Below are 14,128 nucleotides of genomic sequence, written 5' to 3'. Positions count from 1 at the left end.
CCAACTGTTTCACGGAGTCCAGGTCAGGAAGTTTGCGATCAGCTTGAGGCCGAGTGTCTGACTCTTTTCCGGATGGAACTGGGCACCCGCCGTGTTCTCACGGGCGACGAAGGCGGTAACCGGCGCGCCGTAGTCGGTCGTAGCCACGATGTCCTCGGGATTGTCAGCCGCCAGATGATACGAGTGGACGAAATAGGCATGTAAGCCGTCCGGACCGGTCGGAATGTCTTCAAAGAGCGGGTGAGGTCGACGAAGATCGAGCGTATTCCAGCCGATCTGCGGTATTTTCAGAGTGGGATCACCAGGTGTCATCTCGACGACGTCACCTTTAATCCAGCCAAAACCGGGAGTGACGGTCTTCTCGAGACCGCGACTGGACATCAGTTGCATGCCGACGCAGATACCGAGAAATGGTCGTCCATTCTTTTCCACGGCAACGGTAAGGGCTTCCGTCATGCCGGCGACCGCGTCAAGCCCTCGTCGGCAGTCGGCGTAGGCACCGACGCCTGGTAGAACGATACGGTCGGCAGACGCGACACGTTCGGGCTGGTCGGTCAACTCGATATCCGCGACGACCCCGCTCTCCCGTGCCGCCCTCTCGAATGCCTTGGTGGCTGAACGGAGGTTACCCGAGCCGTAATCGATGATCGCCACACGCATGGGCTTAGTCCTTCTGTTCGTGGTCACCACCGCGTCCTTGCTCCGGCCATCCGGCGGGGTCATGAGGACATCAAGGCAGGACCGCAATGACGCTGTCTTTTCAGACCAGGGAACCCTTGGTCGACGGGACGCGGCTTGCCTGTCGCGGATCGATTTCCGTCGCGCTGCGAAGCACACGGGCGACCGCCTTGAAGCAGGTTTCCGCTATATGGTGGTTGTTGGCGCCGTAATGGTTCATGACGTGCAACGTGACGCCGGCGTTCTGCGCAAGCGCCTGGAAGAATTCACGCACCAGCTCCGTGTCGAACGTGCCGATTTTGGGTGCACTGAAGACGACGTTCCATACGAGGAACGGCCGCCCCGATACGTCGATCGCCGCCTTCGTCATGGTCTCGTCCATGGCAAGGTCAATAGACGCATAGCGGCTTATGCCGCGGCGCTCGCCGAGCGCCTTCGAGATCGCCTGCCCGAGCGCGATACCTGTGTCTTCGACCGTGTGGTGATCATCGATGTGCAGGTCGCCTTTGACGTCGATATCCATGTCGATGAGAGAATGCCGGGAGAGCTGGTCGAGCATGTGATCGAAGAAGCCGACGCCGGTCGATATCCGGGATTGGCCGGTGCCGTCGATATTGACGGAAACGGCAACCGAAGTCTCGTTGGTCTTGCGAGAGACGGTGCCCGCGCGGCCCGATGCGGCAGTCGACATGGTTCTACTCCGAAAAGTTCTGCGTGCTCCTTATCAGGCGCCGTGGCAAATATCCAGAAGAGAGCGTCAAAACAGCGCGGTGACAGGCACTTGGCCGTCGGGCGACGTGTCCGGTTTGCAATCCGTCTGCGGAAACTTAAATAAGAGCAAAGGCTGGCGGCAATCCCCCGGTATGAATTCATTCTTTCAGATTGGTTTCCAAGATGAGCGAACATAATCCCTACGGCACTATGCACGGCACGACCATCATCACTGTGCGCAAGAGTGGCGTCGCCGTCATGGCCGGCGACGGACAGGTCAGCCTCGGCCAGACCGTCATGAAGGGTAACGCCCGAAAGGTGCGGCGGATCGGTAAGGGTGATGTGATCGCCGGCTTTGCGGGTGCGACGGCAGATGCCTTCACTTTGCTGGAGCGGCTCGAAAAAAAGCTTGAACAGTATCCGGGTCAATTGATGCGGGCGGCGGTGGAGTTGGCCAAGGACTGGCGGACGGACAAGTACCTGCGTAATCTGGAAGCGATGATGCTGGTTGCGGACAAATCGGTAACTCTGGCGATCACGGGAAATGGAGATGTCCTGGAGCCGGAGCACGGCACGATCGCCATCGGATCAGGCGGCAACTATGCTTACGCGGCCGCGCGCGCGCTCATGGAAACCGAGCTGTCCGCCGAGGATATTGCCCGCCGCGCAATGGCGATCGCGGCGGAGATTTGCGTCTACACGAACGGCAATGTCGTCGTGGAAACGATTGCAAGCGACACCTGAGCTCACCTATTCAAGCCATCATTTTACGGAAAAGGGCTATGACAACATTCTCTCCCCGCGAGATCGTTTCCGAACTCGACCGTTATATCATCGGACAGCATGAGGCGAAGCGCGCCGTTGCGATCGCCCTACGCAACCGGTGGCGCCGCCAGCAGCTCGATGAGAGCCTTCGTGATGAAGTCATGCCGAAGAACATCCTGATGATCGGGCCGACGGGCGTGGGCAAGACCGAAATCTCCCGGCGACTGGCGAAGCTCGCCGGCGCTCCCTTCATCAAGATCGAAGCCACGAAGTTCACCGAGGTGGGCTACGTGGGCCGCGACGTCGAGCAGATCATCCGCGATCTCGTTGAAGTCGGCATTGGACTGGTGCGTGAGAAAAAGCGGGCCGAAGTCCAGACAAAAGCCCATGCAAGCGCGGAAGAGCGTGTCCTTGACGCGCTAGTCGGCTCCACGGCGTCCCCGGCTACGCGCGACAGCTTCCGCAAGAAGCTGCGTGACGGCCTTCTCGACGACAAGGAGATCGAGATCGAGGTTGCCGATACCGGCGGCGGTATGCCCGGCTTCGAAATTCCCGGAGCAAACGTCGGAATTCTCAATCTGTCGGAGATGTTCGGGAAGGCGATGGGGGGCCGAACTAAGAAGGTCCGCACGACGGTCAAGAACTCCTATCCGGAACTGATCCGCGACGAATCCGACAAGTTGATCGACAATGAGCTGATCCAGCGCGAAGCCGTAAAATCGGTCGAGAACGACGGGATCGTGTTCCTCGACGAGATCGACAAGATCGCCGCGCGCGACGGTGGGATCGGCGCAGGCGTCTCCCGTGAAGGGGTCCAGCGAGACTTGCTGCCGCTGGTTGAAGGTACGACCGTGTCCACCAAGTACGGGCCGGTCAAAACGGATCATATTCTGTTCATCGCGTCCGGCGCGTTCCACGTCGCAAAACCGTCCGATCTCCTACCCGAACTGCAAGGACGTCTGCCGATCCGCGTCGAACTGAAGCCGCTGACGAAGGAGGACTTTCGCCGAATCCTGACGGAGACGGAGGCGAGCCTCATCCGCCAATACCGGGCACTGATGGCCACGGAGGAGTTGAATCTCGACTTCACCGAGGATGCGATCGATGCCCTGGCGGATGTTGCAGTTCACCTGAACACGTCGGTGGAGAATATCGGCGCCCGACGGCTGCAGACGGTCATGGAACGCGTGTTGGACGATATTTCGTTCAATGCGCCCGATCGGGGTGGGCAGTCCATCATGATCGACTCAGGCTACGTACGCGAACACGTGGGTGATATAGCCGCCGACGCTGATCTCTCTCGCTATATCCTGTGATCTTTGTGCATCTCTGTGTTATTTCCGGAAACGGTGAACCAGAGATGGTTAATGCGGTGGTCGACAAGGAAGGCTGCGCCTTATAGAGGAGCAGCCGCAGAGAGGTCGACCTCCGACCTTGCGTAACAACAATGGGGCAGGCGGATCGTGGTGCGGCTCTTTCTGGCAGTCATCGTAGCTCTGATGCTGGTGGCGCCGACATCGGCGCTCGCCGGTGTCGTCCTCGTTCCGGAAGGGAATCGCCACGCCGAACAACCCTCGATCCCGGGCGCATCCGTGAGGCGCACGAAGGCCGGGAAGACCACCTTTGATCTGAAATACGAGAAGGTCCGGGATCTCCTTTCTTCCGATCGGCAGCTGATCGCGAAGATCAAGTCTACGGCGGCCGACTACGACATCGATCCGATCCATATCGTCGGCGCCATTGTCGGAGAGCATACCTATAACGTCGATGCTTACGACCGCCTCCAGAGCTATTACGTCAAGGCAGCGTCGTACGCAGGCAGCAGTTTCCGCTTCGGTTATGAGGACGAATCGATCGAGGATTTCGTGAACCGTCCCGAGTTCTCGGAGTGCAACGGTTTTTCAGATTCCTATCGCCTGTGGTCGTGCCGCGAGCTTGTCTGGGAGAAGACGTTCCGCGGACATTCGGTTGGCGGCATAAGTTACCCGAACAATCGCTTCAGTGCTGTGTTTTTCCAGCCTTTCTATGCGGGCCAGACGTTTGGCCTCGGCCAGATCAATCCGCTGACGGCATTGATGCTTACGGACTTCGTCGCTCAGAAATCCGGTTATCCGAAGCTCCACGCGAGTGATGCGGCCGGTGTGTACAAGGCCATCATGGATCCGGATATATCGCTTGCTTTCATGGCGGCAATTATCCGGAAATCAATCGATGACTATCGATCGATTGCCGGTATGGACATCTCCCGCAATCCGGGCATCACGGCCACCTTGTTCAATGTCGGCAACTCGCTCGGCCGGGCGCAGGCTCTTGCCCGCAAGAACGCGGCAGGCGGCGTCGTTCTGCCGGAGGAAAACTATTACGGCTGGCTGGTGAACGATCGTCTGGCGGAGCTCAGGGCGCTGCTTTGAGCCGGACGGTCACAGATGTCTGCAGACGTCTTGGCTTTCCCGTAAAAACTTGTCATTTGTCAGGCCGACTTTGCAGCCGGAACCGACGGATCCGGGCACCTTTTTCTTTGACAGGCATTTGGAGCGCCGTTGACCATGTCAGTACTGCTCGGCATCGACACCGGTGGAACCTACACCGACGCGGTCCTTTTCACCGAAGTGGATGGGCTTCTGGCCAAGGCGAAGGCGCTTACGACGCGTCACGACCTTGCTATCGGGATTTCGGCTTCCGTCGATGAAGTCCTGCGCTCTTCCGGTGTTGCGGCTAGTGCTATCGGTCTCGTCTCGCTGTCAACTACGCTCGCGACGAACGCTCTGGTCGAGGGGCAGGGCGGTAGAACCTGCCTGGTCATGATCGGCTTCGAGCCCGCCGACCTCAAGCGAGACGGTCTGTTCGAGGCGCTGGGGACCGACCCCGTGGTCTTCCTCCCCGGTGGACACGATACCCACGGCAACGAAAACCTGCTGGACATGCGTCCTCTCGAGGATGCACTGACGCAACTTGGACAGACCGTGTCTTCGTTCGCGATCGCCGGCTATTTCGCGGTCCGCAATCCCGCCCACGAAATCCGTGTCCGAGACCGCATCCGCGCTGTTACCGACCTGCCGGTTACCTGCAGCCACGAACTGTCGTCAAAACTGGGTGGTCCGCGGCGTGCGCTGACGACCCTGCTCAACGCGCGCCTTGTCGCCATGATCGATCGCCTGATCGGGAGCTGCGAAACGTTTACGAAGCAGCGCGGAATTTCCGCACCGATGATGGTGGTGCGCGGCGATGGTGCACTGATTTCTGCGGCGGAGGCCCGGCTGCGCCCAATCGAGACGATCCTCTCGGGCCCGGCGGCGAGCCTGGTCGGCGCGCGCTATCTCACAGGCCTGGATGATGCCGTCGTCTCCGATATCGGCGGCACGACGACTGATGTCGCCATCCTCGACGGGGGAAAGCCGCGCCTCGATGCGGATGGCGCCGTCGTTGGCGGTCACCGTACGATGGTGGAAGCGGTCGCGATGCGTACCTACGGTCTCGGCGGCGATTCCGAGGTGCGGATCGACGAGCGCGGCCTGACCGCGAAGATCGAACTCGGGCCGCGACGCCTCGTACCGCTCAGCCTCGCCGCCGCACTTCACGGTGACATCGTGCTCGATGCGCTTGAACGGCAGCTTCGGAATGTCCACCCGGGCCGTCACGATGGCCGGTTTGTGGTGCGCACAGGCGTTCCGGAAGGCCTGGCCGCCGGCCTTCAGCCACAGGATGCCAACCTGTTTGCTCGTGTCGGTGACAAGCCGGTTCCGCTCGACCAACTTCTGACGTCGACTGCACAGGGTGCCGTTCTCGATCGGCTGGTGGCGAGGGGGCTCGTCCATCTCTGCGGTATAACGCCTTCGGATGCTATGCATTTCTTGGGGCGGCAGGAACAATGGGAGCGGAAAGCGGCCGAGCTCGGCCTGAGACTTGCACTGCGGACGAAGGACGGCACGGGACGTCCGATCGCGGAATCCACGGAGGAGCTTGCTGGCCGTGTTGTCGCGAGGTTGCATCGGCGGTCGGCGGAAATCGTCCTCGGTACCTGCCTTGCCGAGGACGATCTGGCTGAGGTTGATCCCGCGAGATCGATTCTGATCGATCGCGCTCTCTCTGGCAAGGACGGTATCGTCCGCTTCGGTCTCGCGCTCGACCGTCCCCTTGTGGGCCTCGGTGCTTCGGCACGGGTCTACTATCCGGAAATCGCTGAAATTCTCTCATCCGCCGTCTCAATCCCTGTGGATTCCGATGTGGCAAATGCCATTGGCGCGGTGGTGGGGCAGGTACAGATGTCGGCGGAAGTCCTCGTGACATCGCCGCAAGAAGGTCTCTTCATATTGTCCGGTTGCGGTGACAGCCTACGACTGACCGAACAGGAGGAGGCGTTCGCCGAGGCGAGGCGCCGGGCCGACACTGTCGTTCGCGAACGTGTTGCCGCCAACGGAGCCAGTGCGACGCTCGTTGTCATGGAAGAAAGCGTCGAGGCGCCCGAAATCGAGGGTAGGCGACGCCTGATTGAGGCCCGTATCGTTGCGCGTGCAGTCGGCCGGCCGCCCGTCGCGGTCGACTGACTGTTTCTCTATCGGAAAGAATATTTGTCACTTATGCATAATTGACAAGGGATGCGAATACGCGATCCTGTGCGCCATGCCTGAGCAGCAAACGCAGTAAGGAGAATGCAATGGGCCGCGTCCAGAGCCACGGATTGTCCATCGATCAGAGTCTGTATGATTTTTTGGTAACGCAGGCCCTTCCCGGAACCACGGTGGATCCGGAACGCTTTTTTGCCGGCTTTTCGGCGCTCGTGCATGAACTCGGACCAAAGAACCGCCTGCTTCTCGTACGACGCGACGAGCTCCAGGAGAAGTTGGACGCTTGGTACCGGAAAAACGGCGCGCCGACCGACATGGGCGTCTATGAGCAATTTCTTCGCGATATCGGGTACCTTCTTCCGGAGGGAGACGATTTCTCGGTGACGACCGCCGATGTCGACCCGGAAATCGCCGAGATCGCCGGCCCACAGCTTGTCGTGCCGGTCATGAACGCCCGCTATGCCCTGAATGCCGCCAACGCGCGTTGGGGTTCGCTCTATGACGCGCTCTACGGAACCGATGCGATTCCAGAGGACGGTGGGGCTGAGAAAGGCAAAGGCTACAATCCCGTTCGCGGCGAGAAGGTCATCGCATGGGCGCGCAACCTACTTGACGCGTCCGCGCCCCTCCTGGAAGGGAAGTGGTCGGAGGTCACGTCCCTTGCCTTTAATGACGGGATCCTTTCCGTCGGCCTGAGCGAAGGTCGCCAGACCGCTCTGAAGGAGCCGAGGCAGTTTGTCGGATATACCGGCGCGGCGGAGGCACCAAAAAGTATCTTCCTGCGCAGAAACGGCCTTCATGTCGAGATTGTCATCGACCGCTCGGGTATGATCGGCAAGAGCGATCCGGCCGGCATCAATGACGTACGCCTCGAATCGGCAATCACCACGATCATGGACTGCGAGGATTCGGTCGCCGCGGTCGACGCGGAGGACAAGGTCGTCGTCTATTCCAATTGGCTTGGCCTGATGAAGGGGGATCTGACCGAGGAAGTTACGAAGGGGAGCAGGACCTTCACACGCAGGCTCAATCCGGATGTCGAGTTCACGTCACCTGACGGCAGCCCGGTTTCTATCGCCGGTCGCTCGCTCATGCTTGTGCGCAATGTCGGTCATCTGATGACGAACCCGGCGATCCTGGACCGAAATGGCGACGAGATTCCGGAGGGCATCATGGATGCGTTGATTACCGGGTTGATCGCGCTTCACGATGTCGGCCCCGGCGGTCGGCGGATGAATTCCCGCAAGGGCTCCATGTACGTCGTTAAGCCCAAGATGCACGGTCCCGATGAGGTTGCCTTCGCCTGCGAGATATTCGGGCGCGTGGAAGAAGTGCTCGGCATGTCGCCCAACACGATGAAAATGGGCATCATGGACGAGGAACGTCGCACGACGGTCAACCTGAAGGAGTGCATCCGCGCTGCCAAGGACCGTGTCGTCTTCATCAACACGGGTTTCCTCGACCGTACCGGCGACGAGATCCACACCTCGATGGAGGCCGGGCCGATGATCCGCAAGGGTGACATGAAGCAGGCGACGTGGATATCTGCCTACGAGAACTGGAACGTTGATATAGGTTTGGCCTGCGGCCTTTCCGGCCGTGCACAGATCGGCAAGGGCATGTGGGCCATGCCCGACATGATGGCGGCGATGCTCGAGCAGAAGATTGCGCATCCGAAGGCCGGCGCCAATACCGCCTGGGTTCCCTCGCCGACAGCAGCGACGCTGCATGCGACGCACTATCACCACGTCAACGTTGCCGATGTGCAGGACGTGCTTAAAGCTCGGCCGCGCGCCAAACTTTCCGACATTCTATCCGTTCCCGTTGCCGTCCGTCCGAATTGGACGCCGGAAGAAATTCAGCGCGAACTGGATAATAACACCCAGGGGATTTTGGGTTACGTCGTCCGCTGGATCGACCAGGGGGTCGGCTGCTCAAAGGTGCCGGACATCAACAACATCGGTCTCATGGAAGACCGCGCGACCCTCCGCATTTCGGCACAACACATGGCGAACTGGTTGCACCACGGAGTCGCCACCCGCGAGCAGATCGTCGAGACGATGAAAAGGATGGCGGCTGTCGTTGATGCCCAGAACGCGGATGATCCGGCTTATCGGCCGATGTCCGGTCACTTCGATGAGTCGATCGCCTTCCAGGCCGCGCTCGATCTTGTTCTCAAGGGGCGCGAACAGCCGAACGGCTATACGGAGCCGGTCCTGCACCGGCGGCGGCGGGAACTCAAGGCGAGACTTACCGCCTGAATCGATACGCCGAACAAAATAAAGCCGCCGGCATATGCCGGCGGCTTTCGCATTTGTATGGCAACGGTTCTTTCGCAGAACCTTACTGGAGAACGACGACCCGTGCAGCCTTGCCGGGACGCACGCGATCATAGAGATCCATGATGTCCTGGTTCATCAGGCGGATGCAGCCGGAAGACGCGGCGGTTCCGATCGAGGCCCATTCCGGGGTGCCGTGGAGACGGAACAACGTATCCTGTCCTTTGTCGTTGAAGAGGTAGAGGGCGCGTGCACCGAGCGGATTACGGACGCCGGGCTCCATGCCATCCTCGACATACTTGGCGACTTCCGGCTTGCGTGCGGCCATTTCCTTGGGGGATGCCAGGTAGGCCAGGCCTGTTTCCAAGCGATATAGGCTTCGCCTTGCCACGCAAAGCCCTGCTTACCGACGCCGATGCCGTAGCGGATCGCCCTGCCGTTCGGCAGCACGTAGTAGAGAAAGCGTTCGCGGGTATCGACGACGATCGTTCCCGCCTTTTCCTTCGTCTGATAGGAAACGATCTGCCGGTGGAACTTCTTGTTCAGCTTTTCGATCGGGATCGCCGGGAGGGCATAGCCCGCGTCGGTCACTTTGCCATAGGAATCGCTGAAGATCTTTGCCGTTGCCGTTTCGGTTCCGGGCTTGCCGGATTCGGACGTCGTGGAGCAGCCGGTGAGGGCCATCGTGGCCACGAAACCGAACACAGTGAGAGCATTGCGGAGGCGCATGGAGAACTCGTCTTTTGCGGGGATGATGGTCAGCCCAACCATCTTTGAATATGGTTTATTTTGAATTAAGCTGGTCTTGGCAAGAGTGCCGTCGGCGCCAAATCTGTTTGGCGCTGCAAAATGACTCGGCATTGCTTTTTTGCAACATGCCTTTGTTCCCGACGGGCGGTATCAATGACCATTCTTTCGATCGCCATTAACAACCCGTTAATCGACGGGCGCCAGTCGGAGCGGGCACTGCTCGTCCGCCGTGGAGTACAGGTACTTTTGAGCGAGATGCGCCAGGCCGTATTGCCCGAACTTTCGCTGTCGAGTGGCCGGCGTGCAGATTTGGTGAGCCTATCTGAAAAAGGGGAGCTCTGGATTATCGAAATCAAGTCCTCGATCGAGGATTTCCGCGTCGACCGGAAATGGCCGGATTACAGAGCGCATTGCGATCGCCTGTTCTTCGCCACACATGGCGAGGTGCCGCTGGACATCTTTCCGGAGGATTGTGGACTCCTGCTTTCCGACGGCTATGGTGCGCATATCGTCCGCGATGCGCCCGAACACCGCCTGGCTCCGGCGACCCGCAAGTCAATGATGCTGAATTTCTCCAGGACGGCCGCACAGCGCCTGATGATGGCGGAGTGGGCCGCCTCGAGGCAGAGCGTCGAGTCGTAGTCGGTCGCTACTTCGGTGCGCGCTTCGCGAGGATGCGTTGCAGGGTTCGACGATGCATGTTCAGCCGCCGTGCCGTCTCCGAGACATTGCGTTCGCAGTTCTCGTAGACCCGCTGAATATGTTCCCACCGGACACGATCGGCAGACATCGGATTTTCCGGCACTTCGGCTTTCTCGCCAGGGCGCTGGGTGAGAGAGTGGTATATGTCGTCCGCGTCGGCAGGTTTCGCCAGATAGTCGAGCGCACCGAGTTTTACCGCGGTCACGGCTGTGGCGATGTTGCCGTAGCCGGTGAGCACCACAATTCGGGTGTCGTCGCGCCGTTCCCTTATCGCCTGAATAACGTCGAGACCGTTACCGTCTCCGAGGCGAAGGTCGACAACTGCGTATTTCGGCGGCGCAGCTTTCGACTTCGCGATGCCCTCGGCAACCGACGCTGCGATGTCAACGGCGAACCCTCGCGATTCCATGGCGCGCGCCAGACGGCGTAGAAACGGCACGTCGTCGTCAACGATCAGAAGGCTGGGATCGGGTCCGAGCGCCTCGCTTGTTGCATTGCCCGAGGGGCTCTGAGCGTTGGATGGAGCATTCTCAGTCATGAGCTGACATCCCTGCAGGGGTATTCTGGTCGAAACTTGCCCTTGCGTTATGGACACTTATGCATGGACGGTAAAGTCATTTTGTGGCTGCGGCGTCCATCAGGCGCCGCGGCCAGACGATCGAAATCCGGGCACCCGATTGGTCGCTACGATTTTCGAAGTGCAATTTCGCCCCCGAGCGCTCGAGCAGCGTCTTCGCGATGAAGAGGCCGAGGCCGAGGCCACCGGCCCGATTTTCGCGCGCACGGCTGCTGACATAGGGCTCACCGATCCGCTGCAGAATGTCCTGCGAGAAGCCTTGACCGTCGTCCTCGATCACGATCGACACCTTGTCGCTGTCGTGACCGACCGTCACCGTGACTTTGCTCCTGGCGAAATCGAGAGCATTCTCGACCAGGTTGCCCAGGCCGTAGAGGATGCCGGCATTGCGCAAGCCGACCGGCTCTGTTGCGCGGTCAGCCTTTTCGACGAGTTCGAGCTTGATGCCGAACTCGCGATGGGGGCCAGGACCTCCTCGATCATGGAGGACAGGGGTAGGCGGCTCATGTGTGCTTCGTTCGCGGAGGGCAGCGTCGTCAGTCGCCGAAGGATATCGCGGCAGCGTTCGCTCTGGCTTCGCAAGAGATGGACGTCCTCGCCGAATCGTTCGTCTTCGCCGAGCTCTTTTTCCATCTCCCGCGCGACAACGCTGATGGTCGCCAACGGCGTGCCGAGTTCATGGGCAGCCGCTGCGGCCAGGCCGTCGAGCTGCGAAAGGTGCTTTTCCCGCTGCAGCACGAGTTCCGTCGCGGAAAGCGCGTCTGCGAGCAAGGAAGCTTCCTGGGAAACACGATAGGCATAAAAGGCCGCAAAGCCCATCATTGAGGCGATGCCGAACCAGGTTCCGACCTGCATCACCGGCAGGATCTTCAGTGTCTCCTCCGGATACCAGGGAAGCGGAAAGGGCGAAAAGGCGAGAGCGGTGATGGTCGCCATGGCGAGTGTCAAAAGCGCGAGAGAGTGCCTTGGCGGCTGTGACGCGAATGAGATGATGACAGGCACACAGATCAAGGGGGAGAAGGGGTTTGCCAGACCTCCGGTGATGAAGAGAAGCGCACCGAGTTGCAGAAGGTCGAGGCCGAGCACCGCGAAGGCAGAGAGCGGCTCCAATCGGTGGGTCGAAGGGAAAGCGGCGGCCAGTAAGGCATTGGCCACTGCGAGTGCACCGATCAGCAGTACGCAAGCGAGGACGGGTAACGGAAACTGCAGCCAGAAAGCGACAATGAGCACGGTAACAGTCTGCCCCAGCACGGCGACCCACCGCAGCCGCACGAGCGTCTGCAGCCGCAGCCGTCGGCTGGACGGCGCCATTAGGGTTTCGATCTCAGCCCCGACCATTTTCTTCGCCCTCGGTTTCTCGTGTGTCGTTTGTGCTTTAGGTACCACGGGGTTTTGCCCGTGTCGTTGCCTCCGCATCCTCGGGGTTCTCGGGCCAAGGATGCTTTGGATATCGGCCGCGCATATCGGCGCGCACGTCCTTCCATGAGCCGGCCCAAAATCCCGGCAGGTCGCGGGTCGTCTGGATCGGTCTGTGCGCGGGGGAGGTCAATTCGAGCAGCAACGGCAGCTTGCCACCGATCGTGGGGTGCTGGCGAAGCCCGAAAAGCTCCTGGACGCGCATCGACACCTTCGGTTCGTCACCGCCGTAATGAATCGGGTGGTTCTGTCCGGTGGGCGCGCGAAAGTGGGTCGGCGCCAGTCGATCGAGGTCACGCTGCATGCCATGCGGGACCAATATACGCAGGCCCTCGGTCAGGCCGCCTGGATCGATCTGATCGAGACCGAGCACGTCACGCTGGAAAGGCGTAAACCATTCATCAAGCCGCGCCGCCAGCGCGTCGTCGCCGACATCCGGCCACGGCTCCCCCAATGTCCGATGGAGAAAGCCGATCCTTTGGCGCAACTGCGTGCCTTCCTTCGAGAAGGGAAGGGCACTGATTCCGCTTTGCCTCACGCCGGCGACGAGGGCATCGGCCGCCGCTTCGCCCGAAGGCTTCGGTAAGGGTGATTCCTCCAGGAGGATCGCGCCAAGTCGAACGACCCGTCGAGCGCGAACCTTACCGCTCCCAGCGTCGAAGAAGCATTCCTGGCTGCGTCTGATTGTGTCCGCGAGTTGTTCCTCGACGTCGGCACGGCTGACCTCTGCCGCGGCGAGAACCCGTCCTTGTGCCGCCCGTCCCGTGAGATCGGCGATAACCAGCATTTTCGCGCCGGCAAGTTCTTCCATACCGGAGATTTCGGCACCGCGTCCGTTCGCCATGACGAAGCGGCCACGGCCGCCACGCTGCAGCGCCACACGGTCGGGAAAGGCGTGGAGCAACAGCTGCCCTGCCGTCGCAAAAGTTTCGGAATCTGCTTTGCAGCCGATATTCCCGGCGATCCGGGTTGCGAGCTTTCGTGCCGCCGAGGCACGTGTTCCGTTATCAGCTGCAAACCTGCGCAGACGCTCGTCGAGGTCGATGCCCGCTCCGCCGAGTCCCTGTTCAGTGAGGAGAACCGCAAGCATGGCCGCCTTGCGCCCGTGTCCGCTGGTGGCCGCCGCAATCACCATTGCTGCGAGACGGGGTGACAGGCCGAGGTCACGCATCGCCCGCCCCTTCGCCGTTAGTCGTCCCTGCTGATCAATCGCTTCGAGCAGCGTCAGCATCGTGCGTGCTTCCTGGAGAGCGGCAGCCGGAGGAGGGTCGAGGAAGGAGAGCATGTCGGGGTCCTGGACGCCCCAGTGTATCATGTCGAGAACGAGGCCAGAGAGGTCACTTGCCAGAATCTCCGGCGGGGTGAAGGCGGGAAGGGCGGCGGTTTGTCCCGCGTGCCAGAGACGGATCGCGATGCCGGGCTCGGTCCGGCCGGCGCGTCCTGCCCTTTGGTCTGCGGAGGCACGCGAGACGCGAACAGTCTCAAGCCGGGTGATTCCAGTCGAGGCCTCGAAGACGGGAAGCCGCTGCAACCCGCTGTCGATCACGATCCGCACGCCGTCGATGGTAATCGAGGTTTCGGCGATCGACGTGGCAAGAACGACCTTGCGGGTGCCCGGAGGGGCCGGCCGTATCGCCTCATCCTGTTCCTTCTGCGTCAGGTTTCCGTAAAGAGGTGTAACGAGG

The 14,128-nt window shown here is 60.6% G+C and carries 10 protein-coding genes and 2 pseudogenes (1 of these 12 running past the window's edge); 6 read left to right on the top strand and 6 right to left on the bottom strand.

The features are described 5' to 3' along the window. Positions 1-9 precede the first annotated feature (9 nt). Together hisH and hisB are read right to left on the bottom strand one after the other, a co-directional pair. A complete protein-coding gene (hisH, locus tag H4I97_RS17190; RefSeq protein ID WP_182305807.1) occupies positions 10-660 on the bottom strand; it encodes an imidazole glycerol phosphate synthase subunit HisH in 651 nt (216 codons plus the stop codon). 100 nt (positions 661-760) lie between these two features. Continuing rightward, positions 761-1,369, bottom strand: a complete 609-nt coding sequence (gene hisB, locus H4I97_RS17185) for an imidazoleglycerol-phosphate dehydratase HisB (protein ID WP_182305806.1) — start codon at positions 1,367-1,369, stop codon at positions 761-763. Positions 1,370-1,572: 203 nt separating this feature from the next. On the opposite strand from hisB, the gene hslV reads away from it, so the two are divergent. From hslV to H4I97_RS17160, 5 genes are all read left to right on the top strand, one after another. Then, complete coding sequence (gene hslV / locus H4I97_RS17180; RefSeq protein ID WP_182305805.1) at positions 1,573-2,133, top strand: ATP-dependent protease subunit HslV; 561 nt, start codon at positions 1,573-1,575, stop codon at positions 2,131-2,133. A gap of 38 nt (positions 2,134-2,171) precedes the next feature. Continuing rightward, positions 2,172-3,470, top strand: a complete 1,299-nt coding sequence (gene hslU, locus H4I97_RS17175) for an ATP-dependent protease ATPase subunit HslU (RefSeq protein ID WP_182305804.1) — start codon at positions 2,172-2,174, stop codon at positions 3,468-3,470. Positions 3,471-3,653: 183 nt separating this feature from the next. Then, complete coding sequence (locus H4I97_RS17170; RefSeq protein ID WP_182307697.1) at positions 3,654-4,565, top strand: DUF1402 family protein; 912 nt, start codon at positions 3,654-3,656, stop codon at positions 4,563-4,565. A 129-nt stretch (positions 4,566-4,694) separates the two neighbouring features. Continuing rightward, the gene (locus tag H4I97_RS17165) at positions 4,695-6,698 is read left to right on the top strand and encodes a hydantoinase/oxoprolinase N-terminal domain-containing protein (RefSeq protein WP_182305803.1); all 2,004 of its coding nucleotides are present in this window, start codon (positions 4,695-4,697) and stop codon (positions 6,696-6,698) included. A 110-nt stretch (positions 6,699-6,808) separates the two neighbouring features. Next, complete coding sequence (locus H4I97_RS17160) at positions 6,809-8,980, top strand: malate synthase G (RefSeq protein WP_182305802.1); 2,172 nt, start codon at positions 6,809-6,811, stop codon at positions 8,978-8,980. 82 nt (positions 8,981-9,062) lie between these two features. Here the strand turns inward: H4I97_RS17160 and H4I97_RS17155 are convergent. Then, positions 9,063-9,727 (bottom strand): annotated as a pseudogene (locus H4I97_RS17155) (L,D-transpeptidase). A 174-nt stretch (positions 9,728-9,901) separates the two neighbouring features. Here H4I97_RS17155 and H4I97_RS17150 point away from each other — a divergent pair. Then, on the top strand, positions 9,902-10,390 hold the full coding sequence (locus tag H4I97_RS17150) for an MmcB family DNA repair protein (RefSeq protein WP_182305801.1): 489 nt from the start codon (positions 9,902-9,904) through the stop codon (positions 10,388-10,390). A 7-nt stretch (positions 10,391-10,397) separates the two neighbouring features. Here H4I97_RS17150 and H4I97_RS17145 read toward each other — a convergent pair whose 3' ends face one another. From H4I97_RS17145 to hrpB, 3 genes and pseudogenes are all read right to left on the bottom strand, one after another. After that, a complete protein-coding gene (locus tag H4I97_RS17145) occupies positions 10,398-10,988 on the bottom strand; it encodes an ActR/PrrA/RegA family redox response regulator transcription factor (protein ID WP_182305800.1) in 591 nt (196 codons plus the stop codon). Positions 10,989-11,064: 76 nt separating this feature from the next. After that, positions 11,065-12,365, bottom strand: a pseudogene (locus tag H4I97_RS17140) (ActS/PrrB/RegB family redox-sensitive histidine kinase). 37 nt (positions 12,366-12,402) lie between these two features. Further along, a protein-coding gene (hrpB, locus tag H4I97_RS17135; RefSeq protein WP_182305799.1) for an ATP-dependent helicase HrpB crosses the window boundary here: on the bottom strand, positions 12,403-14,128 show its 3' portion. 734 nt of this gene lie beyond the right edge of the window; 1,726 of the gene's 2,460 nt are visible here — the last part of the coding sequence; its start codon lies off the right edge, out of view; its stop codon occupies positions 12,403-12,405.

Origin of the sequence: Ciceribacter thiooxidans (assembly GCF_014126615.1) — a bacterium.
In the GTDB taxonomy this organism is placed as follows: domain Bacteria; phylum Pseudomonadota; class Alphaproteobacteria; order Rhizobiales; family Rhizobiaceae; genus Allorhizobium; species Allorhizobium thiooxidans.
This window is presented reverse-complemented; position numbering and strand designations above follow the sequence as displayed.

What these genes read in the sequence shown, in the direction of transcription:
- hisH (WP_182305807.1), bottom strand. Translation starts at nt 660, where the DNA reads ATGCGTGTGGCGATCATCGATTACGGCTCGGGTAACCTCCGTTCAGCC.
- hisB (WP_182305806.1), bottom strand. Translation starts at nt 1,369, where the DNA reads ATGTCGACTGCCGCATCGGGCCGCGCGGGCACCGTCTCTCGCAAGACC.
- hslV (WP_182305805.1), top strand. Translation starts at nt 1,573, where the DNA reads ATGAGCGAACATAATCCCTACGGCACTATGCACGGCACGACCATCATC.
- hslU (WP_182305804.1), top strand. Translation starts at nt 2,172, where the DNA reads ATGACAACATTCTCTCCCCGCGAGATCGTTTCCGAACTCGACCGTTAT.
- H4I97_RS17170 (WP_182307697.1), top strand. Translation starts at nt 3,654, where the DNA reads ATGCTGGTGGCGCCGACATCGGCGCTCGCCGGTGTCGTCCTCGTTCCG.
- H4I97_RS17160 (WP_182305802.1), top strand. Translation starts at nt 6,809, where the DNA reads ATGGGCCGCGTCCAGAGCCACGGATTGTCCATCGATCAGAGTCTGTAT.
- H4I97_RS17150 (WP_182305801.1), top strand. Translation starts at nt 9,902, where the DNA reads ATGACCATTCTTTCGATCGCCATTAACAACCCGTTAATCGACGGGCGC.
- H4I97_RS17145 (WP_182305800.1), bottom strand. Translation starts at nt 10,988, where the DNA reads ATGACTGAGAATGCTCCATCCAACGCTCAGAGCCCCTCGGGCAATGCA.